The organism is Citrobacter sp. W9, assembly GCF_026719375.1.
In the GTDB taxonomy this organism is placed as follows: Bacteria; Pseudomonadota; Gammaproteobacteria; order Enterobacterales; family Enterobacteriaceae; genus Citrobacter; species Citrobacter werkmanii.
In genome coordinates, this window is record NZ_JAPPTE010000007.1 from 19,798 (window position 1) to 43,772 (window position 23,975).

Here is a 23,975-nt window from a genome sequence, read left to right on the forward strand (position 1 = left end):
TAGCAATTGGCAGCTAAATACTGGTCTTATCAGGGAAGATAATCAACCGTTAACATGTAAAGAAAATCGGATCGTCCGTGTTTTGCAACGTACTGCACATATCGTGAAACTACCGCCACCACTGGCGAAACTTCCTGTAGCGGCAGGCTAACAGCACCGCAGCAAGTGCGGCATAAATAATCGGTTGAGGGGAGATGATTTTAACCGACCACAGATAATGTATGGGTGCCAGGATCGCCACAAGATAGACGAAGTTGTGCAAAAATTGCCAATACTTACCCAGCTTTCGCTGTGCAGATTGCGTGGACGTTAAGGTGAGAGCAAATAATATGACCCAACAGACAATACCCAACATCAAATACGGTCGCGAAATGAATTCCCGCCCCAACAGCGCCAGATTATGAATACCCAGTTCCAGTAACGCGTAGCTGGTTAAATGCAGCGTCGCCCAGGCGAAACACCATAGCCCTAACAGGCGACGAGTGCGTATCAATAATGGCTGTTTAGCGTAGCGCGCGAGTGGAGAGACCAGCAAGGTCGCCAGTAAGAATTTCAGAGCTGTCCTACCGGTAAAGTGCTGGATATCTTTGACCGGATCGGCGCTCAAACCGCCATGATTTACCGCCCAAAAGAGCCAGATGAACGGCAAAAATCCGCCAAGATGCAGGCAAACTTTCAGCCCGGTAATGTGCTTTGCCGTCAGACGCACTTAAAAATTCTCCTGTAGATTAAGACCACGATACAGGGAAGCAACCTCTTCGGCATAACCGTTAAACAACAGCGTGGATTGACGCTGTACGTCCAGAATACCGCCAGCGCCAATAAAACGTTCGGTGGCCTGGGACCAGCGGGGGTGATCGACATGCGGATTCACGTTGGCATAAAACCCATATTCATTAGGCGCGGCCAGGTTCCACGTTGTTGGGGGGCGTTCGCGCGTAAGTTTGATACTCACGATCGACTTTATGCCCTTAAATCCGTATTTCCACGGCACAATTAAGCGGATGGGGGCGCCATTTTGCGGCGGAAGGGCCTTACCATAAACCCCTACGGTAAGCAGGGTTAGTGGATGCATTGCTTCATCCAGGCGTAACCCTTCAACATAGGGATATTTCAGCCCGCCGCCAATAAAGCGATCTTTCTGACCAGGCATTTCATCCGGGGCGTAGCGCGTTTCGAAAGCGACATATTTTGCGTTGCTGGTGGGTTCAACCTGCGCCAGCAGTTTATGTAATGGAAAGCCAATCCACGGCACCACCATTGACCAGGCTTCCACACAGCGCATCCGATAAATCCGCTCTTCCAATGGGAAACGGGTGGTCAGCGCATCATGATCGAGAGTGAGAGGTTTTGCGACTTCGCCAGTGATTTTCAAGGTCCACGGATCGGTTTTCAGGCTGCCTGCGTTGGCCGCTGGATCCGCTTTGTCGAGACCAAATTCATAGAAGTTGTTGTAGCCAGAAACTTTATCTGCTGGCGTTAAAGGAAGCGAATTTTGCCAGGCGGTGGGCTTGCTGAAATTAAGCGGCTTACCCGCAGGCGCCGGAGGGCGGTCATTACCCTTAAACCAGCTCAGAAGGTCGGCCTGCGCAGCGTGAGGCAAAGACAACGCGGCTGCGCTGATCCCTAATGCTTGCAGTACCTGACGGCGCTGCATAAAAAAAGCCGACTCGGCGGTGACGTCGGCTTCTGTAAATGGACGTAATTTCTTCATAACAGACTCCCGGCTTATGCATCATGACAGACAGGGGATGCGTAGTTAATATGGCAGGGAGTCTCTATATATGCCGCGAAATTTCGTTAGTTAAGTGTAAATTTCTGCGCTGGTGCCTGTTATTTCACCTTCACCAGGGTACGGCCTTGCACTTGGTTATTGATGATGGCATCGGCGAACTTCGGCGCATCCGCCAGCGTAATCTCCGTGGCGGCCTGAGCATAGAACGATTCCGGCAGATCTTTAACTAAACGCGCCCAGGCTTCCGCGCGGCGTGCCGGCGGGGTCATCACCGAGTCCACCCCTTGCAGACGAACGTTACGCAGAATGAATGGCATAACGGTGGTCGGCAGCGCGAAACCGCCTGCCAGGCCGCAGGCGGCTACGCAGCCACCGTAGTTCATCTGTGCCAGGACTTTCGCCAGCACTTTATCGCCAACGGTATCAATTGCACCGGCCCACAGCTGTTTTTCCAACGGGCGAGATTCAGCAAACTCATCGCGGCCAAGAATACGGTTAGCGCCCAGGCTCTTCAGGTAGTCGTGGGTGCTTTCGCGGCCTGATACTGCCGCAACCTGATAGCCCAGCTTATGCAGTAATGCAACGGCTGTGCTGCCCACGCCGCCGCTGGCGCCAGTGACGACAATCTCACCGTCTTGTGGGCGAATACCTGCATCTTCAAGCGCCATGACGCACAGCATGGCGGTAAAACCGGCGGTGCCGATGACCATCGCTTTGCGCCCGTCCAGCCCTTGCGGCAGCGCTACCAGCCAGTCGCCTTTGACGCGCGCACGTTCAGCCAGCCCGCCCCAATGGTTTTCACCCACACCCCAGCCGGTCAGTAAGACTTCCTGACCCGCATGAAAACGGGGATCTTCGCTTGCACGCACGGTACCGGCGAAATCAATGCCAGGAATCATCGGAAAGTTGCGGATGATTTTACCCTTGCCAGTGATAGCCAGGGCGTCTTTATAGTTCAGGCTCGACCAGTGGACATCCACCGTTACATCGCCTTCCGGGAGCTGGTTTTCGTCGAGGGGTTGAACGGATGCGAGGGTTTTTCCGTCCTGCTGTTCTAAGATCAAAGCCTGCATAACCTGTCCTCAATTCGTATAGTGGATTGGAAAATTGTTAATGAAGACTATACTCGCTAATCAAAACATGATGCCGATTCTGCGCAATAAATTGCCAGATATACCTGATTTGGTAGTATGCCCCCACAGTTTGCATAAATTGGCGGATTTTGCGTTCAGTTTTGCATTTTCGAGTCGCTTTATCTCTTTCACACCTGTTTCATAACTGTCGGAGTTAACACAAGGATGCGATTAACGACGAAATTCTCAGCTTTTGTCACGCTGCTTACTGGGTTAACGATCTTTGTGACTCTGATTGGCTGCTCGCTGAGTTTCTACAACGCTATTCAATATAAGTTCACTACGCGAGTGCAGGCGGTGGCGACGGCGATTGATACACATCTTGTCTCCCGCGATTTCGTTTCGCTGACGCCGCAAATCGATGAACTGATGGTTTCTGTTGATATCGTGCGTATCGAGTTGCTGCAAGGGGAGCATATAGTGTATGACCACTCCCGGACCAGCAGCTACCGCCCGGCAGGAACGAACAACCTCTACCGCGACATCACCGTACCGTTGGTCAAGCATCCGGGCATGTCAGTTCGCCTGGTTTATCAGGATCCGATGGGCAACTATTTCCATTCGCTACTGACTACCGCGCCGCTCACACTGGCCATTGCGTTTATTATTCTGATGCTCTTTTTGTCGGTACGCTGGCTTCAGCGTCAGCTTTCAGGCCAGGAGTTACTGGAGATTCGTTCCACGCGTATTCTGAACGGTGAACGCGGGCCGAATGTACGAGGAACGGTCTATGAATGGCCAGCGCGCACCAGCAGTGCGCTCGATATGTTGCTGACTGAAATTCAAAATGCCCGCGAGCAACGCAGCCGACTGGACACCCTGATTCGCTCCTATGTTGCGCAGGATACAAAAACCGGGCTGAGTAACCGTCTGTTTTTTGATAACCAGTTGGCCACGCTGCTGGAAGATCAAGAAAAGGTGGGAGCGCATGGCGTCGTGATGATGGTGCGTCTGCCGGACTTTACTCTGCTGCGAGATAGCTGGGGAATCACCCTGGCGGAAGAACAAATTTCAACGCTAATCAATTTGTTGTCGACGTTTATGACGCGTTATCCGGGGGCATTGCTGGCGCGCTACCACCGTAGCGATTTTGCCATCCTGTTGCCACATCGCACGCTGAAAGAAGCCGAAAGCATCGCCGGGCAATTATTAAAAGCGGTCGATGCGCTTCCGACTAATAAAATGATCGATCGTGCCGATATGGTTCATATTGGCATTTGCGTTTGCCGCAGTGGTCAGTCGACGGAACAGGTGATGGATCATGCTGAGGCCGCCACCCGGAATTCGGTCCTGCAGGGTGGGAACAGCTGGTCGGTCTATGATGACTCCCTGCCGGAAAAAGGCCGGGGCAACGTGCGCTGGCGGACGCTGATTGAACAGATGCTCAGCCGGGGCGGGCCGAGAATATATCAAAAACCTGCGGTAACGCGTGAAGGACGGGTACACCACCGGGAACTGATGTGCCGTATTTTTGATGGCAGCGAAGAGGTTATTTCGGCGGAATATATGCCGATGGTGCTGCAGTTTGGCCTGGCTGAAGAGTATGACCGTTTACAGTTAAGTCGTCTGATCCTGCTTTTGGGCTACTGGCCGCAGGAAAGCCTGGCGATGCAGATAACGGTTGAATCGCTAATTCGCCCACGTTTTCAGCGCTGGCTGCGTGATACGTTGATGCAGTGCGAAAAATCACTACGCAAACGCATAATTATTGAACTTGCTGAGGCAGATGTTTGTCAACATATCAGCCGATTACAGCCCGTCATTCGATTGATGGATGCGCTAGGGGTACGGATCGCCGTTACGCAGGCCGGTTTAACGCTGGTGAGCACCAGTTGGATTAAAGAGCTTAACGTTGAGTTATTGAAGCTGCATCCAAGCCTGGTGAGGAATATTGATAAGCGAACCGAAAACCAACTGTTGGTTCAAAGCCTGGCGGAGGCCTGTTCAGGCACGCCAACACAGGTTTATGCCACGGGAGTTCGTTCGCGTAGCGAGTGGCATACGCTGACGGAACGCGGAGTTGCTGGTGGGCAAGGGGATTTTTTTGCCGCATCACAGCCACTTGACACTAACGTGAAAAAATATTCGCAAAGATATTCGGTTTAACCTGCCGTTTAATTCGTTTTCACGTAGAATAACGCGCGCTGTGCCTTCTGGGGGTGTGCTTGTCTGCTCGCCAGGTTGTAACAGCAAACATGCAGGTGAATGACCTTTGACAGGTTGCAAACAAAAGCGAGGAATGCTGCTGATTTTTTCAGCCCTGATGGACTCAGGCCGGTTTTGTAACAAAGGAAACGAACTGCACTAATTTTCACCGTAGCAGATGATTTTTGCGCCTTGTCGCTGCTGCGTGTGGTTGGTAAAGTAAGCGGATTTTGTTTTCCGCCCCAGCTTTCAGGATTATCCCTTAGTATGTTGAAAAAATTTCGTGGCATGTTTTCCAATGACCTGTCCATTGACCTGGGTACCGCGAATACCCTTATTTATGTAAAAGGACAAGGCATCGTATTGAATGAGCCTTCTGTTGTGGCCATTCGTCAGGATCGTGCCGGTTCGCCGAAAAGCGTGGCTGCAGTAGGTCATGATGCGAAGCAGATGCTGGGTCGTACGCCGGGCAATATCGCTGCAATTCGCCCAATGAAAGACGGCGTTATCGCTGACTTCTTCGTGACTGAAAAAATGCTCCAGCACTTTATCAAACAAGTGCACAGCAATAGCTTCATGCGCCCAAGCCCGCGCGTACTGGTGTGTGTACCGGTTGGCGCAACCCAGGTTGAACGCCGTGCGATCCGTGAATCCGCTCAGGGCGCAGGCGCCCGTGAAGTCTTTCTGATCGAAGAGCCGATGGCGGCCGCGATTGGTGCGGGTCTGCCAGTTTCTGAAGCAACCGGCTCAATGGTTGTGGATATCGGTGGTGGTACCACTGAAGTTGCCGTTATCTCCCTGAACGGCGTGGTTTACTCTTCTTCCGTACGTATTGGTGGTGACCGCTTCGACGAAGCTATCATTAATTACGTTCGTCGTAACTATGGTTCTCTGATCGGTGAAGCCACCGCAGAACGTATTAAACACGAAATCGGTTCCGCTTATCCGGGCGATGAAGTCCGCGAGATCGAAGTACGCGGCCGTAACCTGGCTGAAGGTGTTCCACGCGGCTTTACCCTGAACTCCAACGAGATTCTGGAAGCGCTGCAGGAGCCGCTGACCGGTATCGTGAGCGCGGTAATGGTTGCACTGGAACAGTGTCCGCCAGAGCTGGCGTCAGACATCTCCGAGCGCGGTATGGTGCTGACCGGTGGCGGTGCGCTGCTGCGTAACCTTGATCGTCTGTTAATGGAAGAAACCGGTATTCCAGTTGTTGTTGCTGAAGATCCGCTGACCTGCGTGGCGCGCGGTGGCGGCAAAGCACTGGAAATGATCGATATGCACGGCGGCGACCTGTTCAGCGAAGAGTAATCGGACGCAGGTAGGGTGGCCCGCGGGTTGCCCTTCCGCTCTGATACGAGAATACGCATAGACTATGAAGCCAATTTTTAGCCGTGGCCCGTCGCTACAGATTCGCCTTATTCTGGCGGTGCTGGTGGCGCTCGGCGTTATTATTGCCGACAGCCGCCTGGGTACGTTTAGTCAAATCCGAACGTACATGGATACCGCCGTCAGTCCTTTCTACTTTATCTCTAATGGTCCTCGTGAATTACTCGACGGCGTGTCGCAAACGCTGGCTTCGCGTGACCAACTCGAACTTGAAAACCGGGCGCTGCGTCAGGAACTGCTGCTGAAAAATAGCGAGCTGCTGATGTTGGGGCAATATAAACAGGAGAACGCGCGTTTGCGCGAGCTGCTGGGATCGCCATTGCGTCAGGACGAACAAAAGATGGTGACGCAGGTCATCTCAACGGTTAATGACCCATACAGCGATCAGGTCGTGATCGACAAAGGGAGCGTTAACGGCGTCTACGAAGGTCAGCCAGTTATCAGCGACAAAGGTGTAGTGGGTCAGGTCGTTGCGGTAGCAAAACTGACCAGCCGCGTACTGCTGATTTGCGATGCGACGCATGCTCTGCCAATCCAGGTTCTGCGTAACGATATTCGCGTCATTGCTGCGGGCAACGGTTGTACGGACGATCTTCAGCTTGAACATCTGCCGGCGAACACCGACATTCGCGTTGGCGATGTGCTGGTGACTTCCGGTTTGGGTGGACGCTTCCCGGAAGGTTATCCGGTTGCTGTTGTTTCTTCCGTTAAGCTGGACACTCAGCGTGCTTATACCGTCATTCAGGCTCGTCCGACCGCGGGTTTGCAGCGTTTGCGCTATCTGCTGCTGTTGTGGGGAGCCGATCGTAACGGCGCCAATCCGATGACGCCGGAAGAAGTACACCGTGTTGCCAATGAACGTTTGATGCAAATGATGCCGCAAGTTCTGCCTGCGCCAGATGCCATGGGGCCGCCTGCGCCAGTACCGGCACCTGCTACAGGCGTCACTACAGCGCCTACGGACACCACGTCGCCACAACCTGCTCCGCGTAAGCCGGGAGGACAGTAAGTGGCAAGCTATCGTAGCCAGGGGCGTTGGGTTATTTGGCTTTCGTTCCTTATTGCACTGTTGCTGCAAGTTATGCCCTGGCCGGATGACATTCTTGTTTTCCGGCCAAACTGGGTGCTGCTCATCTTGTTGTATTGGATTCTGGCGCTACCGCATCGCGTAAATGTGGGCACAGGGTTCGTGGTGGGTGCCATACTGGATCTCATTAGCGGTTCCACGCTTGGCGTGCGGGCCTTGTCGATGAGTATCATTGCCTATCTGGTCGCGCTGAAATTCCAGCTATTCCGCAACCTCGCGCTCTGGCAACAGGCGCTGGTGGTCGTGTTGTTATCACTGGTCGTGGATATTATTGTTTTCTGGGCCGAGTTTTTAGTGATCAATGTCTCTTTCAGACCTGAAGTGTTCTGGAGTAGTGTAGTGAATGGTGTGCTCTGGCCATGGCTATTCTTACTGATGCGTAAAATCCGTCAGCAGTTTGCGGTGCAATAAAGGTTGATATGAATACTCTGTATCTTGCTTCAGGTTCTCCACGTCGTCAGGAACTGCTCGCTCAACTTGGTATCACGTTTGAACGGCTGGTTCCTGGGATTGAAGAACAGCGGCACCTGCAGGAAAGCGCGCAGCAGTACGTTTCTCGTCTGGCGCGCGAAAAAGCGCAGGCTGGCGTTGCGTTGGCGCAGCGCGATTTGCCGGTATTGGGTGCGGATACCATTGTTATTCTTAACGGCGAAGTGCTGGAAAAACCGCACGACGCCGCCCATGCCGCCGCAATGCTGCGTAAGCTGTCGGGCAACACGCATCAGGTCATGACCGCCGTGGCATTGGCCGATCGCCAGCACAGTCTGGACTGTCTGGTGGTGACGGAAGTGACATTCAGAGCACTCACCGATGAGGACATCGCGGGTTATGTTGCCAGCGGTGAACCAATGGATAAAGCAGGTGCATACGGTATTCAAGGGTTGGGTGGCTGTTTTGTCAGGAAGATAAATGGCAGCTATCACGCCGTAGTCGGCTTACCGCTGGTAGAAACGTATGAGTTGCTGACCAATTTTAACGCACTGCGTGAGCAAAGGGATAAACATGACGGCTGAATTGTTGGTAAACGTAACGCCATCGGAAACACGGGTGGCTTACATTGATGGCGGTATTCTGCAGGAAATTCATATTGAACGTGAGGCGCGACGTGGAATCGTAGGCAATATCTACAAAGGTCGTGTAAGTCGTGTACTTCCGGGTATGCAGGCGGCTTTTGTAGATATTGGACTGGATAAAGCCGCATTTCTTCACGCTTCAGACATCATGCCACACACCGAATGCGTAGCCGGTGAAGAACAAAAACAGTTCACCGTGCGCGACATTTCTGAACTGGTTCGCCAGGGCCAGGATTTGATGGTGCAGGTGGTAAAAGATCCGCTGGGTACTAAGGGCGCTCGCCTGACGACGGACATTACGCTGCCTTCCCGTTATCTTGTTTTTATGCCGGGCGCGTCGCACGTTGGCGTTTCCCAACGTATCGAAAGCGAAAGCGAACGCGAACGTCTGAAAAAAGTGGTAGCCGATTACTGTGATGAGCAGGGCGGATTTATTATTCGTACAGCGGCGGAAGGCGTATGCGAAGAGGATCTGGCCTCGGATGCTGCCTACCTGAAGCGCGTCTGGACGAAAGTCATGGAGCGCAAAAAACGTCCGCAAACGCGCTACCAGATGTATGGCGAACTTGCGCTGGCGCAGCGCGTTTTGCGTGATTTTGCCGATGCCCAGCTTGATCGGATCCGCGTCGACTCTCGCCTGACCTATGAGGCGTTGCTGGAATTTACGGCGGAGTACATTCCCGAGATGACCAGCAAGCTGGAGCATTACAGCGGACGTCAGCCTATTTTCGATCTCTTTGACGTTGAGAATGAAATCCAGCGCGCGCTGGAACGCAAGGTTGAGCTGAAATCCGGCGGCTATTTGATCATCGATCAAACCGAAGCGATGACCACCGTGGATATCAATACCGGCGCGTTTGTTGGACATCGTAATCTCGACGACACTATTTTTAATACTAATATTGAAGCAACGCAGGCCATTGCGCGTCAGCTGCGTCTGCGTAACCTGGGCGGCATTATCATTATCGATTTTATCGACATGAATAATGAAGATCATCGGCGCCGGGTGTTGCACTCTCTGGAGCAGGCTCTGAGCAAGGACCGCGTAAAAACCAGCATTAACGGTTTTTCACAGCTGGGCCTGGTGGAGATGACGCGTAAGCGCACGCGTGAAAGCGTGGAGCATGTGCTGTGCAATGAGTGCCCTACCTGTCATGGACGCGGTACCGTGAAAACGGTGGAAACCGTATGCTATGAAATCATGCGCGAAATTGTCCGCGTACACCATGCATACGACTCCGATCGCTTCCTGGTTTATGCATCTCCGGCAGTGGCAGAAACCCTGAAAGGCGAAGAGTCGCATTCGCTGGCGGAAGTCGAAATCTTTGTGGGTAAACAGGTCAAAGTCCAGGTTGAACCGCTCTATAACCAGGAGCAGTTCGACGTCGTAATGATGTAATTGAGTAGTAGCACCAGCGCATGTAGGCCGGATAAGGCGCAAGCGCCGCCATCCGGCAATATACACTCAAGGGGTGTGAGTCACATTTTTTTGCAGACAAGGAGAGGCGCGTGAGGCGATTGCCGGGGATATTACTGCTCACTGGAGCCGCATTCGTTGTCATTGCAGCGCTGATGGTCAGTGGACTGCGCCTTGCGCTACCTCATCTTGATAGCTGGCGTCCGGCCATTCTCGGTAAGATTGAATCTGCGACTGGCCTGCCCGTTACCGCCAGCCAGCTATCCGCCAACTGGCAAAATTTCGGCCCTACGCTTGAAGCGCGTGATATCCACGCGCAGCTCAAAGACGGCGGTGAGTTTTCGGTAAAACGCGTCACGTTAGCGCTGGATGTCTGGCAAAGTTTACTGCACATGCGCTGGCAGTTTCGCGATCTCACCTTCTGGCAATTGCAGTTGCGCACCAATACTCCTATCCAGAGTAGTGAAAGCGGTGATGGAATTGAAGCGGGTCACCTCAGCGATCTCTTCCTGCGTCAGTTCGATCATTTCGATCTCCGCGACAGTCAAATCAGCTTTTTAACCCTCTCAGGCCAGCGCGCTGAACTGGCGATCCCACAGCTTACCTGGTTGAACGGTAAAAACCGGCATCGCGCTGAGGGGCAGGTCAGTCTCTCCAGTCTGACCGGTCAACATGGCGTTATGCAGGTGCGCATGGATCTGCGCGACGACAATGGGCTGTTGAATAATGGACGGGTCTGGCTGCAGGCAGACGACATTGACGTCAAACCGTGGCTGGGCAAATGGATGCAGGATAATGTCGCGTTGCAAACCGCGCGTTTTAGCCTGGAAGCATGGATGACGATCAATAAAGGCGTCGTTTCCGGAGGCGATGTCTGGCTGAAGAAAGGCGGCGCCAGCTGGCTGGGTGACAACCGCACGCATACGCTCTCCGTGGATAACCTGACGGCGCACATTAGCCGCGAACAGCCGGGCTGGCAATTCTCTATTCCCGATACCCGTATCACCATGGATGATAAACCCTGGCCAAGCGGGGCGTTAACGCTGGCCTGGATCCCTGAGCAGGAAGTCGGTGGTGAGAATAACAAGCGCAGTGACGAGCTACGCATTCGCGCCAGCAATCTGGAGCTGGCTGGATTAGAAGGGCTGCGCCCGATGGCGGCTAAGTTATCGCCAGCGTTGGGGGATATTTGGCGCGCCACGCAGCCAAGCGGCAAAATTGATGTGCTGGCGCTGGATATCCCATTACAGGCGACAGAAAAGACCCGTTTCCAGACCTCGTGGACCAATCTGGCCTGGAAACAGTGGAAGTTGTTACCGGGGGCGGAGCATTTCTCCGGTACGCTTTCGGGCAGCGTGGAAAATGGTGCGCTTACCGCCTCCATCAAGCAAGCCCGCATGCCGTATGAGAGCGTCTTCCGCGCACCATTGGAAATAGAAAACGGCGTGGCGACGCTAAGCTGGCTGAAGAATGATAAAGGTTTTCAGTTAGATGGGCGCAACATTGATGTCAAAGCGAAAGCGGTACATGCGCGCGGTGGTTTTCGCTATCTGCAACCGACCGGTGACGAGCCATGGTTAGGCATTCTGGCGGGGATCAGTACTGATGACGGCTCTCAGGCCTGGCGCTACTTCCCGGAAAATCTGATGGGCAAAGAGCTGGTTGACTACCTCAGCGGCGCGATTCAGGGCGGCGAAGCGGATAATGCCACGTTGGTGTATGGCGGCAACCCGCATTTGTTCCCGTATCTGCATAATGAAGGGCAGTTTCAGGTCCTGGTGCCGTTACGCAATGCTAAATTCGCCTTTCAGCCCGACTGGCCTGCGTTGACTGACCTCAATATTGAACTGAACTTCATTAACGACGGTCTGTGGATGAAAACGGATGGCGTTAATTTAGGCGGCGTAAAAGCCAGCAATCTGACGGCCAATATTCCCGACTATGCAAAAGAAAAGCTGCTGATTGATGCCGACATCAACGGGCCGGGCAAAGCGGTTGGACCTTATTTTGATGATACGCCGCTAAAAGATTCTCTTGGCGCCACGCTTGAGCAGTTGCAGATTGATGGCGATGTGAATGCTCGCTTACATCTCGATATCCCGTTGGATGGCTCGCTGGTTACGGCCAAAGGTGATGTCAATCTGCGTAATAACAGTCTGTTTATTAAACCGCTCGACAGCACGTTGAAGAATTTGACCGGTAAATTCAGCTTTGTGAACGGCGATCTGCAGAGCGAGCCGATGACGGCAAACTGGTTTAATCAGCCGCTGAACGTCGATTTTTCCACTACCGAAGGGGCCAAAGCCTATCAGGTGGCGGTGAATCTGCAGGGCGACTGGCAGCCAAACCGTATGGGGATTTTGCCGACGCAGGTGAACGATGCGTTAAGCGGCAGTATGGCGTGGAATGGCAAGGTGGGTATCAATCTTCCGTATCATGCCGGGGCGACCTACGACATTGCGTTAAAGAGTGACCTGAAGAATGTAAGTAGCCACTTACCTGCTCCACTGAATAAGGCGGCCGGTGAGGCGCTGCCGGTAAACGTGAAGGCCAACGGCAATCTGCGCAGCTTTGATCTCACCGGCAACGCAGGGAGCAAGAATCACTTCAACAGCCACTGGCTGCTGAATCAGAAGCTGACCCTTGACCGCGCTATCTGGACGTCGGAAAGCCGCACCGTGCCCGCGTTACCCGATCAGCAAGGCATTGAGCTCAATCTTCCCCCTATGGACGGCGCGCAATGGCTGGCATTGTTCCAGAAGGGCGCTGCGGATAACGTTGGCTCGAACGCCAACTTCCCGCAACGCATCACGGTACGTACGCCATCGTTATCCCTGGGGGGGCAGCAGTGGAACAATTTAAGTATTGTGTCTGAGCCTTCGGGCAACGGTTCCAGCGTGCAGGCGCAGGGGCGTGAGATCAACGCCACGTTGGCTATGCGCAATAACGCCCCGTGGCTGGCGAACATTAAATACCTCTATTACAACCCGAGCGCCGCAAAGCCTTCTCCCGGCACAGCGCCAGCGTCGCCTTTCTCTACCATCAATAACGTCAGCTTCCGTGGCTGGCCGGATGTTCAGCTCCGCTGTGCAGAGTGTTGGCTGTGGGGACAGAAATATGGACGTATTGATGCCGATGTGGCGATCAAAGGCGATACGCTCTCGTTGAGCAACGGTCTGTTGGATACCGGCTTTGCCAGACTGACTGCCGATGGTGAATGGGTGAATGTGCCGGGTAAAGAGCGTACGTCACTGAAGGGAAAACTGAACGGCAAAAAAATTGACTCTGCCGCCGGTTTCTTTGGCGTATCGACGCCGATTCGTAACTCTTCGTTCAATGTGGAGTACGACCTGCACTGGCGTAATCCACCGTGGGATCCGGATGAAGCGTCGCTGAATGGGATTTTGCGCACCCGGTTGGGCAAAGGTGAGCTTACCGAACTCAGTACCGGACATGCGGGGCAACTGTTACGCCTGTTAAGCTTTGACGCGTTGCTACGTAAACTGCGCTTTGATTTTAGCGATACCTTCAGTGAAGGCTTCTATTTCGACTCCATTCGCAGCACGGCGTGGATTAAGGATGGTGTGATGCATACCGACGACACGCTGGTGGACGGTCTGGAAGCTGACATCGCGATGAAAGGCTCGGTGAATCTGGTACGCCGCGAACTGGATATGGAAGCGGTTGTCGCGCCTGAAATTTCTGCCACCGTTGGGGTTGCCGCCGCATTTGCCGTCAACCCGATTGTCGGCGCGGCGGTGTTTGCCGCCAGTAAGGTTCTGGGGCCGCTGTGGAGTAAAGTTTCGATTCTGCGTTACCGTATCACCGGTCCGGTTGATAAGCCGCAGATTAACGAAGTTCTGCGTCAGCCGCGCAAAGAAAGCCAGCAATGATTTGACGGGGGCAAGTAATTGCCCCAATCTCAGTACATAGTATTGCCGGATGGAGCAGCGCTTATCCGGCCTACAGTAGCCTAACAACGTAGGCCGGATAAGGCGTTTTTGCCGCCATCCGGCAGAATTAAATGAGTAACAAAACGATGAGTCTGAACCTGGTAAGTGAACAATTGCTAGCGGCGAATGGCCTGAAACATCAGGATCTGTTTGCCATCCTGGGCCAACTGGCCGAACGCCGTCTCGATTACGGCGATCTCTATTTTCAGTCGAGCTATCACGAATCCTGGGTTTTAGAAGATCGCATCATTAAAGATGGTTCTTACAATATCGATCAGGGTGTTGGCGTACGCGCCATCAGCGGCGAAAAAACGGGGTTTGCTTATGCAGACCAGATTAGCCTGTTGGCTCTGGAGCAAAGTGCGCATGCTGCCCGGATTATTGTGCGCGACAGTGGTGACGGCAAAGTAAAAACGCTGGGTGCGGTAGAGCATCAGGCGCTTTACACTTCGGTCGATCCGTTACAAAGCATGAGCCGCGAAGAGAAACTGGATATTCTGCGTCGCGTTGACCGCGTTGCGCGTGCTGCTGACAAGCGCGTTCAGGAAGTGACCGCCAGCCTGACCGGTGTTTATGAGCTGATTCTGGTGGCGGCGACCGACGGTACGCTGGCCGCGGATGTCCGTCCACTGGTACGTTTGTCCGTCAGCGTGCAGGTCGAAGAAGACGGTAAACGTGAGCGCGGCGCGAGCGGTGGCGGCGGTCGCTTTGGTTATGACTATTTCCTCGGCGATCTCGATGGTGACGTTCGTGCCGACGCGTGGGCGAAAGAGGCTGTGCGCATGGCGCTGGTCAATCTGTCCGCAGTAGCCGCGCCGGCAGGTACGTTACCGGTGGTACTCGGCGCTGGCTGGCCTGGCGTTCTGCTGCACGAAGCGGTCGGCCATGGTCTGGAAGGCGACTTTAACCGTCGTGGCACCTCGGTATTTAGCGGTCATATGGGTGAACTGGTCGCGTCAGAACTGTGTACCGTAGTGGATGATGGCACAATGGCGGACCGTCGTGGATCCGTGGCTATTGATGACGAAGGTACACCGGGCCAGTACAACGTGCTGATCGAAAACGGTATTCTGAAAGGCTACATGCAGGACAAACTGAATGCGCGCCTGATGGGTGTGGCGCCAACGGGTAACGGACGCCGTGAATCTTACGCGCATCTGCCGATGCCGCGGATGACCAACACCTATATGCTGCCGGGCAAATCCACGCCGCAGGAAATCATTGAATCTGTCGAATACGGCATTTATGCGCCGAACTTCGGCGGTGGTCAGGTGGATATCACCTCCGGGAAATTTGTGTTCTCAACGTCCGAAGCGTATCTGATTGAAAACGGTAAAGTGACCAAACCCGTGAAAGGCGCGACGCTGATTGGCTCCGGTATCGAAGCGATGCAGCAAATTTCGATGGTAGGTAACGATCTGAAACTGGATAACGGCGTAGGCGTTTGCGGTAAAGAAGGGCAAAGCCTGCCGGTGGGCGTGGGCCAGCCGACGCTGAAGGTCGATAATTTGACGGTCGGTGGCACCGCATAGCATCATGATCCAGGCCCGATAAGCGTCAGTGCCATCGGGCATCTTGCCGGATGCGGCGTCAACGCCTTATCCGGCCTGGACTCTTTTATTTCTCTTTCCCTCGACCATACATTCCCTGAAACAGCTGCGCCACATCGACAAAATAATCCGTCAGATAGTTAATCACTACCTGAACCTTAAGCGGCAGTTTGTCTTTTTCGGTGTACAGCGCATAGACCGGACGCGGATCCGACTGGTAGCGGGGAAGCAGGATCTCCACTTCGCCGCGATTGATCTCATTGATCACCCACATCAATGGTACATAGGCAATACCCGCGCCTGCGGCCAGCCAGCGCACCAGCGTCATCGGATCGTTAGTGACGAAGCGCCCTTCTGGAATCAGGCGGGTAGAGATCCCCTCCGGGGCGATAAGCTCGAATTCGTTATCCGGGCGCACGCTATATTCCAGCCATGAGTGATTGCTGAGATCGGCAGGTTTTTCCGGAACGCCAAACTGGGCGAGATAACTTTTAGCGGCGCAGACCACCATCGGCATGGCTCCCAGACGACGTGAAAACAGGCTGGAGTCTTGTAACGCGCCGACGCGGATGACCACGTCCAGTCCATCAGCAATTAAATCCGGTGCCGGGATGCCGGTGACCAGATTTACCGTCAGGCCGGGGTACTCTTTCAGCATTTTCGCCGTCAGCCCGGCGAGGACATTTTGTGCCATGGTTGAAGAACAGCCAATACGCAATGTGCCGATAGGAGTGTTATTAAAGGCATACAGCTGCTCATGCACATCCTGCGCTTCGTGCAGCATTCGACGGCAGCCCTGATAATAAATTTTACCGGCTTCGGTTAGCCCAATGCTGCGCGTACTGCGGTTTAGCAGCTTGACCTGTAGTTCATCTTCCAGTTTAGAGACCGTCTGGCTTATCGATGAAACGCTCATTTGCAGCTGTCTTGCGGCGGCGGTGAAGGAGCCTAGTTCGACAACTTTGGCGAACACCGACATACGTTTTAATCGTTCCATTATTCACTCTGGCTTAAAAGTGATTTAGATCACATAATATAGATAACAGCATAACAGTTACGTTAATATATTATTATTCAAATAACGGCTATGTCGCTCTCGCCTGGCTCTTCCTTGCCCTTCTCTGCGGTGACATACGCTAGAAAATCTATCACCTGCACTCTCTTAAGCTACCAAGGTCAACATGAGTCTGTTTCCCGTTATCGTGGTGTTTGGTCTGTCCTTCCCACCGATTTTTTTCGAATTGCTTTTGTCACTGGCGATTTTCTGGCTGGTGCGCCGGGTGCTGGTTCCAACTGGCATCTATGATTTTGTCTGGCATCCGGCTCTGTTTAACACCGCGCTGTATTGCTGCCTGTTCTATTTAATAACGCGCCTGTTCGTTTGAGGTTGAAGTGAAAACACTAACAAAAAAACTCTCCCGTACGGCCATGACTCTCGTACTGGTCATTCTGGCCTTCATTGCTATTTTTCGCGCATGGGTGTTCTACACCGAGTCGCCGTGGACGCGTGATGCGCGTTTCAGCGCTGATGTCGTCGCCATTGCGCCGGACGTTGCGGGTCTTATTTCCAACGTTAACGTCCATGATAACCAACTGGTGAAAAAGGATCAGGTGCTGTTTACCATCGACCAGCCGCGCTATAAAAAAGCCCTCGAACAGGCTGAAGCCGACGTCTCTTATTACCAGGTTCTGGCGCAGGAAAAACGTCAGGAAGCCGGTCGTCGTAACCGTCTGGGCGTGCAGGCCATGTCTCGTGAAGAGATTGATCAGTCTAACAACGTACTGCAAACCGTATTACACCAGTTGGCGAAGGCGCAAGCGACCCGCGATTTGGCAAAATTGGATCTTGAACGTACCGTTATTCGTGCGCCAGCGGATGGTTGGGTGACTAACCTGAATGTTTACAGCGGCGAATTTATTACCCGAGGCTCCACGGCGGTAGCGCTGGTAAAACAGCACTCGTTCTATGTCCTGGCGTATATGGAAGAAACCAAGCTGGAAGGCGTACGCCCTGGATATCGCGCTGAAATTACCCCGCTTGGTAGCAATAATGTGTTGAAGGGTACCGTCGATAGCGTGGCGGCTGGCGTAACGAATGCCAGCAGCACGCGAGACGCAAAAGGTATGGCGACCATTGATTCCAATCTTGAATGGGTCCGTCTGGCACAGCGTGTACCGGTGCGCATTCGTCTTGATGAGCAGCAGGGAACCCTGTGGCCAGCCGGGACGACGGCTACCGTTGTTATCACCGGTAAGCAGGATCGCGATGCCAGTCAGGAATCCTTCTTCCGTAAAATGGCGCACCGCCTGCGCGAGTTCGGTTAATTGCGATGGGTATTTTTTCCATTGCTAACCAGCATATCCGCTTCGCGGTAAAACTGGCGTGCGCAATTGTCCTGGCGCTGTTCGTTGGTTTTCACTTTCAGCTTGAGACTCCGCGTTGGGCGGTGTTAACCGCAGCAATTGTGGCAGCAGGCCCGGCTTTTGCCGCCGGTGGGGAACCCTATTCAGGCGCCATCCGCTACCGCGGGATGCTGCGTATCGTCGGCACATTTATTGGCTGTATTGCCGCCCTGATTATTATTATCAGCATGATCCGTGCTCCGTTGTTGATGATCCTGGTGTGTTGTATCTGGGCCGGTTTTTGTACCTGGATCTCGTCGCTGGTGAAGATCGAGAATTCCTATGCCTGGGGACTTTCGGGTTATACGGCGCTGATCATCGTCATTACTATCCAGGCTGAACCGTTGTTGACGCCGCAATTTGCACTTGAGCGTTGCAGCGAGATTGTGATGGGGATTGTCTGCGCCATTGTTGCCGATCTGCTCTTTTCGCCCCGCTCGGTGAAACAGGAAATTGATGTCGAACTGGACAGCCTGCTGGTGGCGCAGTATCAGCTTATGCAGTTGTGTATAAAGCATGGCGACAGTGAAGAAGTGGACAAAGCCTGGGGCGATTTAGTCCGTCGAACGGCGGCGCTGGAGGGCATGCGCAGCAACCTCAATATGGAGTCTTCACGTTGGGTGCGTGCTAATCGCAGACTCAAAGCATTAAACACGCTGTCGCTCACGCTCATTACTCAGTCCTGTGAAACTTACCTTATTCAAAATACCCGCCCGGAACTTATCACCGACACCTTCCGCGAGTTGTTCGATACCCCGGTTGAAACGGTGCAGGATGTCCATAAACAGTTGAAGCGGATGCGTCGGGTTATTGTCTGGACTGGCGAACGTGAAACACCGGTAACGATTTATAGCTGGGCAGGTGCGGCGACGCGCTACTTGCTACTGAAACGCGGTGTGGTGAGTAATACAAAAATTAGCGCGACGGAAGAAGAGATCCTGCAAGGCGAGCCGGTAGTGAAAGTGGAGTCCGCCGAGCGTCACCATGCGATGGTCAACTTCTGGCGTACCACGCTCTCCTGTGTGCTGGGCACCTTATTCTGGCTGTGGACCGGCTGGACATCCGGCAGCGGCGCGATGGTGATGATTGCGGTTGTCACCTCGCTGGCAATGCGCCTGCCTAACCCTCGGATGGTGGCGATAGATTTTATCTACGGTACGTTGGCGGCATTACCACTCGGGGCGCTCTATTTTCTGGTGATTATCCCCAATACGCAGCAAAGTATGCTGTTGTTGTGTCTGAGCCTGGCCGTGCTGGGATTCTTTCTGGGAATCGAGGTGCAGAAACGACGGCTGGGATCGATGGGCGCGCTGGCCAGCACCATTAATATCATCGTGCTGGATAACCCGATGACCTTCCACTTTAGCCAGTTTCTTGACAGTGCGCTGGGGCAGATTGTTGGTTGTGTGCTGGCGTTTATCGTCATTCTGCTGGTGCGCGATAACTCGCGGGACAGAACTGGTCGCGTGTTACTCAACCAGTTTGTCTCCGCGGCGGTTTCTGCAATGACTACCAACGTGGTTCGTCGTAAAGAAAACCACCTTCCGGCGCTTTATCAGCAGTTGTTTTTACTGATGAACAAATTCCCCGGCGACCTGGCGAAGTTTCGCCTGGCGCTGACGATGATTATCGCGCATCAGCGTCTGCGCGATGCGCCGGTACCGGTAAATGAGGATTTATCTGCCTTCCATCGCCAGCTGCGTCGCACCGCCGATCATGTGATTTCAGCAGGAAATGACGATAAACGCCGCCGCTACTTTAGCCAGTTGCTGGAAGAGCTTGAGATCTATCAGGAGAAGTTAATCATCTGGCAAGCCCCTCCACAGGTGACCGAGCCGGTAAAACGACTCAGTGGGATGCTACACAAATACCAGCACGCGCTGACCAGCAATTAAGCACAAAAAACCGATGCCAGAAGCGTCGGTTTTTTTATGGCTATACTTACCTGAAATGCGGGAGGCCCTGCATATTGGTGGTCCGTAGAGTGACTGGCGTCGGGATGGTGGCTATAGATGAACATCTATACGTTTGATTTTGACGAGATAGAAGACCAGGGTGATTTCTACCGCGAATTTACGCGCGCATTTGGTCTGACCCGGGAAAAAGTGGTCGATTTAGATTCTCTGTGGGAGGTTGTTACCGGAGATGTCTTGCCGCTGCCGGTGGAGATTGAATTTGTCCATTTGCCGGACAAACTACGCAGGCGATATGGCGCATTAATATTACTGTTCGATGAAGCGGAAGAAGAGCTGGAAGGGCAGTTGCGTTTTAATGTTCGTCACTCAATGTAAGGTACAAAAAAGCCCCCGGCAGGCGGGGGCAAGTCGTCGGTTTAGACGACGAGGGTTTATTTGTACAGTTCTGCAGTCGCGTGCCAGTGAGCACCTTCACGGAGTTCGGTGACGCGATAGCTGCTGGCACCCGCTTTTTCAGCTTTAGCGGCGATAGCCTGACGCATATCCATTGGTGAACTACCGATCTGAGATACAGAGATGCTACCCATGGATTGCAGGTTCTGTGCTTCTTGTGAGTTCACCTGAGTAACCGCGGCGCTTGCACCGAAAGAGAGAACAGAAAGAAGACTTAAAGTTGCAACAGTAGTTTTGATTTTCATGATATTTACCTCGTCGAATTCTTTTATTGTGGGTCTTGTTTCGTGACCCTCATCACAAAATCAAGTATACACTAATAACGCGATAAATTAATACCACGCTAATTGTTTCTATGGTTATTAGGTTTTAAGGGGATTATTTTTTATAACTTAAAGGAATTAAAACTGGCGTTTTTAACATTCATATAGAATTAAATTAAGTAAAATCAATGAGATACTGTATTTTGCAAAATGTGCGTTTTTCAGCCTTCATATTCACTATGTGAACGAATTTTAGCGGTTAAACGCACCATTTGTTAAATGAATGGCAGTGGAAAATAGAACCAAGAGGGGGAAGCAGAGGTTTTTCCCCGCCGGGAGACGACGGGGAAGGAGGTATTACAGTTCTTGTTCGAACAGCTCCAGAATGGCTTCGTACAGATCTTTTACCGTAAAACCCTTAGCTGGCGTGGTGAAGATGGTATCGTCACCGGCAATCGTTCCCAAAATACCTTCCGCTTTACCCAACGAATCCAACAGGCGGGCAATCAACTGGGCGGCACCGGGGCTGGTGTGAATAACCACGACCGCATCGTTGTAGTCGATATCCAGTACCAAATTCTTCAGCGGGCTGGAGGTTGTCGGCACCCCCAACTCTGCCGGCAGGCAGTACACCATTTCCATTTTCGCATTGCGTGTACGCACGGCGCCAAACTTGGTCAGCATGCGTGAAACCTTGGACTGATTGATATTATCAAAGCCCTGATCCTGCAAGGCGAGGACGATTTCGCCCTGAGAGCTGAACTTTTCTTCTTTAAGTAGCGCTTTAAACGCCTTCACTAATTCTTCTTGTTTTGCCGAGCTTCGCATAAGTCACCCGTAATATGGCGGTAGAATCAACATTATTGTGCATACAGATGAATTTTTATGCAAACGGTCTGCCCTGGTAAAGGCTGAAATAATGTTATGAAAGAGCGGAATTTTATCAAATTTCGTTATCAAGAAACATGCCTGTGTCACGGCTCGCAAATAAGGTTAAAAGTAAATTAATTGTTATCAAATTGATGTTGTTTTGAGAGGTGGGTAGGGTATATTGTCAGCACCTGTTGGAAAGTTGCTCTACTGTGCGGGTGGTTTTGAATTACGTAACTTAGGTTTTATTTTACGTAAGTTAAATGCATAAAAGCCAAATTTGCGTGACTACGCATTCTTGACGCGTGGTTGTTGTATTCGTTGGATTTGTGAATTAAGGTCGCCGCCGCGGAGCAATAGACACTTTGCTTATCAATATAATAAGGAGTTTAGGATGAAAGTTGCAGTCCTCGGCGCTGCTGGTGGTATCGGTCAGGCGCTAGCATTACTGTTAAAAACCCAACTGCCTTCAGGTTCAGAACTCTCCCTGTATGACATCGCTCCAGTAACGCCTGGTGTGGCCGTTGATTTGAGCCATATCCCTACTGCTGTGAAAATCAAAGGCTTCAGCGGCGAAGACGCTACCCCTGCACTGGAAGGTGCTGATGTGGTACTGATCTCTGCGGGCGTCGCGCGTAAACCGGGTATGGATCGTTCCGACCTGTTCAACGTCAACGCCGGTATCGTGAAGAACCTGGTGCAGCAGGTTGCTAAAACCTGTCCGAAAGCATGTATCGGTATCATCACCAACCCGGTAAACACGACCGTTGCTATCGCTGCAGAAGTGCTGAAAAAAGCAGGCGTATACGATAAGAACAAACTGTTTGGCGTGACCACGCTGGACATTATCCGCTCCAATACCTTTGTTGCGGAACTGAAAGGCAAACAGCCTGGCGACGTTGAAGTCCCGGTTATTGGCGGCCACTCTGGCGTGACCATTCTGCCATTGCTGTCACAAATTCCTGGCGTGAGCTTCACCGAGCAAGAAGCGGCTGACCTGACCAAACGTATCCAGAACGCGGGTACTGAAGTTGTGGAAGCTAAAGCCGGTGGCGGATCTGCTACCCTGTCTATGGGTCAGGCCGCAGCACGTTTCGGCCTGTCACTGGTTCGCGCACTGAGCGGCGAAAAAGGCGTGGTTGAATGTGCTTACGTTGAAGGCGACGGCCAGTATGCTCGCTTCTTCTCTCAGCCGTTGCTGCTGGGCAAAAATGGCGTAGAAGAGCGTCAGTCCATCGGTAAGCTGAGCGCGTTTGAGCAAAGCGCGCTGGAAGGCATGCTGGACACGCTGAAGAAAGATATTACTCTGGGCGAAGAATTCGTTAAGTAACGCGAAGAGAGGCCAGCGTGTATTTGTAGGCCTGAAAGCTGCGCGCTATCAGGCATTACGTGCTAACTCTCTACGATATCGCCTAATAAAAACCGGAGCCAATGTGCTCCGGTTTTTCATGGTAAGTAGGCTGCCAGGACGTGACGTTAGTTGGTGGCCGGGTATTCCTGAATCGTCACCTGCAGCGTCAGCTGTTTGTCATCGCGCATCACGACGACCGAGATGACTGAACCTGGGCGAATTTCGGCCACCTGATCCATGGTCTCAAGAGCGGATACTGCCGGTTTATTATTGACCGAAATGATCAGATCGTTGACCTGAATACCTGCCTGGGCTGCTGGACCGTCCGGAGCCACTTCGTTAACCACTATCCCCTGAATTTGATCCATCCCGCTGCCTTGCGCGTGCAGTGGCGCAATTTCACGACCGCTGATGCCGATATAGCCGCGAATCACGCGCCCGTCACGAATCAGCTTATCCATAATTTTGGTTGCCAACTGAAACGGAATGGCAAAGCCAATACCTTCCGGGGTTTCGCCGTCGTTACTCTTATCAAATGACAGCGTATTAATGCCCATCAGTTCACCCAATGAGTTGACCAGCGCACCGCCGGAGTTACCGTGGTTGATGGAGGCATCCGTTTGCAGGAAGTTTTGGCGTCCTGTCGGGTTCAGCCCAATACGGCCGGTGGCGCTAATGATCCCCTGGGTAATGGTTTGCCCAAGGTTGTACGGGTTACCGATGGCGAGCACCACATCGCCAATGTGCGGCACACGCTTGTTATTAATGGGGATGGTCGGCAGTCCACCAGTCGCATTGATTTTCAGCACCGCAAGGTCGGTTAACGTATCAGAGCCCACGAGCAGCGCTTCAAATACACGTCCATCCTGTAATGCGACGATGATTTGGTCAGCATCATTAATGACGTGCTTATTGGTAATGATATAGCCGCGCTGATCCATGATAACGCCTGAGCCGAGCGTACGGATCTCAAGCTGGTTATGCGCAGTGCTGTTCATACTGCGGTTATAAACGTTAACGACGGCAGGTGCAGCACGGCGAACCGCGGGGTTATAGCTGGCGGGCGTTTCATCTGCACTGTCGAACTGCGGTGTGGTAAGAGTATTAATTTTGCGCAGAGAGGGCATCGCCGCCAGCAGAATGGCGCCGACGATTAAACCAATCGCGACCGAACGTAAAAGCTTCACAAACATGATGGCGGCGTCATTAAAAAAGGGAACGGCAGCAGCATATCACG

21 protein-coding genes are annotated in these 23,975 nt (G+C 52.7%); 13 read left to right on the forward strand and 8 right to left on the reverse strand.

Annotation, left to right across the window (positions count from 1 at the left end):
* Positions 1 to 109: 109 nt before the first annotated feature.
* From msrQ to acuI, 3 genes are all read right to left on the reverse strand, one after another.
* Complete coding sequence (gene msrQ / locus OOJ59_RS12180; protein WP_160955909.1) at positions 110 to 709, reverse strand: protein-methionine-sulfoxide reductase heme-binding subunit MsrQ; 600 nt, start codon at positions 707 to 709, stop codon at positions 110 to 112.
* Positions 710 to 1,714: a protein-methionine-sulfoxide reductase catalytic subunit MsrP gene (msrP, locus tag OOJ59_RS12185; RefSeq protein WP_160955908.1), complete on the reverse strand. Its 1,005-nt coding sequence runs from the start codon at positions 1,712 to 1,714 to the stop codon at positions 710 to 712.
* 119 nt (positions 1,715 to 1,833) lie between these two features.
* The gene (gene acuI / locus OOJ59_RS12190) at positions 1,834 to 2,808 is read right to left on the reverse strand and encodes an acrylyl-CoA reductase (NADPH) (protein WP_159121494.1); all 975 of its coding nucleotides are present in this window, start codon (positions 2,806 to 2,808) and stop codon (positions 1,834 to 1,836) included.
* Between the two features lie 225 nt (positions 2,809 to 3,033).
* Here acuI and csrD point away from each other — a divergent pair, with 225 nt between their 5' ends.
* Positions 3,034 to 4,974, forward strand: a complete 1,941-nt coding sequence (gene csrD / locus OOJ59_RS12195) for an RNase E specificity factor CsrD (protein WP_087856908.1) — start codon at positions 3,034 to 3,036, stop codon at positions 4,972 to 4,974.
* A gap of 8 nt (positions 4,975 to 4,982) precedes the next feature.
* Here csrD and OOJ59_RS12200 read toward each other — a convergent pair whose 3' ends face one another.
* Positions 4,983 to 5,303, reverse strand: coding sequence for a hypothetical protein (locus OOJ59_RS12200; RefSeq protein ID WP_154050627.1), 321 nt, complete (start codon positions 5,301 to 5,303; stop codon positions 4,983 to 4,985).
* Between OOJ59_RS12200 and mreB the strand changes: the two genes are divergently transcribed.
* The 7 genes from mreB to tldD all read left to right on the forward strand — a co-directional run bounded on the left by mreB (position 5,281) and on the right by tldD (position 15,464).
* A complete protein-coding gene (gene mreB / locus OOJ59_RS12205; protein ID WP_000913396.1) occupies positions 5,281 to 6,324 on the forward strand; it encodes a rod shape-determining protein MreB in 1,044 nt (347 codons plus the stop codon). The two genes, OOJ59_RS12200 and mreB, sit on opposite strands and share 23 nt — an antisense overlap.
* 64 nt (positions 6,325 to 6,388) lie before the next feature.
* Entirely contained in the window at positions 6,389 to 7,411 is a 1,023-nt protein-coding gene (mreC, locus tag OOJ59_RS12210) for a rod shape-determining protein MreC (RefSeq protein WP_038634365.1), read from the forward strand.
* Entirely contained in the window at positions 7,412 to 7,900 is a 489-nt protein-coding gene (gene mreD / locus OOJ59_RS12215; RefSeq protein WP_038634362.1) for a rod shape-determining protein MreD, read from the forward strand.
* Between the two features lie 8 nt (positions 7,901 to 7,908).
* Positions 7,909 to 8,502, forward strand: a complete 594-nt coding sequence (locus OOJ59_RS12220) for a Maf family protein (protein WP_160955907.1) — start codon at positions 7,909 to 7,911, stop codon at positions 8,500 to 8,502.
* A complete protein-coding gene (gene rng, locus OOJ59_RS12225; RefSeq protein WP_160955906.1) occupies positions 8,492 to 9,961 on the forward strand; it encodes a ribonuclease G in 1,470 nt (489 codons plus the stop codon). The genes OOJ59_RS12220 and rng overlap by 11 nt, the downstream gene beginning before the upstream one ends.
* A 110-nt stretch (positions 9,962 to 10,071) precedes the next feature.
* Positions 10,072 to 13,872 carry an AsmA2 domain-containing protein YhdP gene (yhdP, locus tag OOJ59_RS12230; protein ID WP_160955905.1) on the forward strand — a complete coding sequence of 1,267 codons (3,801 nt, stop codon included), beginning with the start codon at positions 10,072 to 10,074 and terminating at the stop codon, positions 13,870 to 13,872.
* Between the two features lie 146 nt (positions 13,873 to 14,018).
* Positions 14,019 to 15,464: a metalloprotease TldD gene (gene tldD / locus OOJ59_RS12235; RefSeq protein ID WP_159121582.1), complete on the forward strand. Its 1,446-nt coding sequence runs from the start codon at positions 14,019 to 14,021 to the stop codon at positions 15,462 to 15,464.
* 85 nt (positions 15,465 to 15,549) lie between these two features.
* Here the strand turns inward: tldD and aaeR are convergent, their stop codons facing one another.
* Positions 15,550 to 16,479, reverse strand: a complete 930-nt coding sequence (gene aaeR, locus OOJ59_RS12240; RefSeq protein WP_038634351.1) for an HTH-type transcriptional activator AaeR — start codon at positions 16,477 to 16,479, stop codon at positions 15,550 to 15,552.
* Positions 16,480 to 16,663: 184 nt separating this feature from the next.
* On the opposite strand from aaeR, the gene aaeX reads away from it, so the two are divergent.
* From aaeX to OOJ59_RS12260, 4 genes are all read left to right on the forward strand, one after another.
* A complete protein-coding gene (aaeX, locus tag OOJ59_RS12245) occupies positions 16,664 to 16,867 on the forward strand; it encodes a p-hydroxybenzoic acid efflux pump operon protein AaeX (protein WP_003025177.1) in 204 nt (67 codons plus the stop codon).
* 7 nt (positions 16,868 to 16,874) lie between these two features.
* A complete protein-coding gene (aaeA, locus tag OOJ59_RS12250; protein ID WP_038634348.1) occupies positions 16,875 to 17,807 on the forward strand; it encodes a p-hydroxybenzoic acid efflux pump subunit AaeA in 933 nt (310 codons plus the stop codon).
* 5 nt (positions 17,808 to 17,812) lie between these two features.
* Complete coding sequence (aaeB, locus tag OOJ59_RS12255; protein WP_038634345.1) at positions 17,813 to 19,780, forward strand: p-hydroxybenzoic acid efflux pump subunit AaeB; 1,968 nt, start codon at positions 17,813 to 17,815, stop codon at positions 19,778 to 19,780.
* Between the two features lie 117 nt (positions 19,781 to 19,897).
* Entirely contained in the window at positions 19,898 to 20,176 is a 279-nt protein-coding gene (locus tag OOJ59_RS12260) for a barstar family protein (protein ID WP_038634342.1), read from the forward strand.
* 56 nt (positions 20,177 to 20,232) lie between these two features.
* Here the strand turns inward: OOJ59_RS12260 and yhcN are convergent, their stop codons facing one another.
* Both yhcN and argR read right to left on the reverse strand, forming a co-directional pair.
* Positions 20,233 to 20,499, reverse strand: coding sequence for a peroxide/acid stress response protein YhcN (gene yhcN / locus OOJ59_RS12265; protein ID WP_038634340.1), 267 nt, complete (start codon positions 20,497 to 20,499; stop codon positions 20,233 to 20,235).
* 375 nt (positions 20,500 to 20,874) lie between these two features.
* A complete protein-coding gene (gene argR, locus OOJ59_RS12270) occupies positions 20,875 to 21,345 on the reverse strand; it encodes a transcriptional regulator ArgR (RefSeq protein WP_003025162.1) in 471 nt (156 codons plus the stop codon).
* Positions 21,346 to 21,781: 436 nt separating this feature from the next.
* Between argR and mdh the strand changes: the two genes are divergently transcribed.
* Positions 21,782 to 22,717: a malate dehydrogenase gene (gene mdh, locus OOJ59_RS12275; protein WP_038634337.1), complete on the forward strand. Its 936-nt coding sequence runs from the start codon at positions 21,782 to 21,784 to the stop codon at positions 22,715 to 22,717.
* A 146-nt stretch (positions 22,718 to 22,863) separates the two neighbouring features.
* On the opposite strand, the gene degS is transcribed toward mdh, so the two are convergent.
* On the reverse strand, positions 22,864 to 23,931 hold the full coding sequence (gene degS / locus OOJ59_RS12280) for an outer membrane-stress sensor serine endopeptidase DegS (RefSeq protein WP_038634334.1): 1,068 nt from the start codon (positions 23,929 to 23,931) through the stop codon (positions 22,864 to 22,866).
* Positions 23,932 to 23,975: the final 44 nt, after the last annotated feature.

Coding starts and splice junctions, on each gene's coding strand:
- msrP (WP_160955908.1), bottom strand. CDS start 1,714: ATGAAGAAATTACGTCCATTTACAGAAGCCGACGTCACCGCCGAGTCG.
- acuI (WP_159121494.1), bottom strand. CDS start 2,808: ATGCAGGCTTTGATCTTAGAACAGCAGGACGGAAAAACCCTCGCATCC.
- csrD (WP_087856908.1), top strand. CDS start 3,034: ATGCGATTAACGACGAAATTCTCAGCTTTTGTCACGCTGCTTACTGGG.
- mreB (WP_000913396.1), top strand. CDS start 5,281: ATGTTGAAAAAATTTCGTGGCATGTTTTCCAATGACCTGTCCATTGAC.
- OOJ59_RS12200 (WP_154050627.1), bottom strand. CDS start 5,303: ATGCCACGAAATTTTTTCAACATACTAAGGGATAATCCTGAAAGCTGG.
- mreC (WP_038634365.1), top strand. CDS start 6,389: ATGAAGCCAATTTTTAGCCGTGGCCCGTCGCTACAGATTCGCCTTATT.
- OOJ59_RS12220 (WP_160955907.1), top strand. CDS start 7,909: ATGAATACTCTGTATCTTGCTTCAGGTTCTCCACGTCGTCAGGAACTG.
- rng (WP_160955906.1), top strand. CDS start 8,492: ATGACGGCTGAATTGTTGGTAAACGTAACGCCATCGGAAACACGGGTG.
- tldD (WP_159121582.1), top strand. CDS start 14,019: ATGAGTCTGAACCTGGTAAGTGAACAATTGCTAGCGGCGAATGGCCTG.
- aaeR (WP_038634351.1), bottom strand. CDS start 16,479: ATGGAACGATTAAAACGTATGTCGGTGTTCGCCAAAGTTGTCGAACTA.
- aaeX (WP_003025177.1), top strand. CDS start 16,664: ATGAGTCTGTTTCCCGTTATCGTGGTGTTTGGTCTGTCCTTCCCACCG.
- aaeB (WP_038634345.1), top strand. CDS start 17,813: ATGGGTATTTTTTCCATTGCTAACCAGCATATCCGCTTCGCGGTAAAA.
- OOJ59_RS12260 (WP_038634342.1), top strand. CDS start 19,898: ATGAACATCTATACGTTTGATTTTGACGAGATAGAAGACCAGGGTGAT.
- yhcN (WP_038634340.1), bottom strand. CDS start 20,499: ATGAAAATCAAAACTACTGTTGCAACTTTAAGTCTTCTTTCTGTTCTC.
- argR (WP_003025162.1), bottom strand. CDS start 21,345: ATGCGAAGCTCGGCAAAACAAGAAGAATTAGTGAAGGCGTTTAAAGCG.
- mdh (WP_038634337.1), top strand. CDS start 21,782: ATGAAAGTTGCAGTCCTCGGCGCTGCTGGTGGTATCGGTCAGGCGCTA.
- degS (WP_038634334.1), bottom strand. CDS start 23,931: ATGTTTGTGAAGCTTTTACGTTCGGTCGCGATTGGTTTAATCGTCGGC.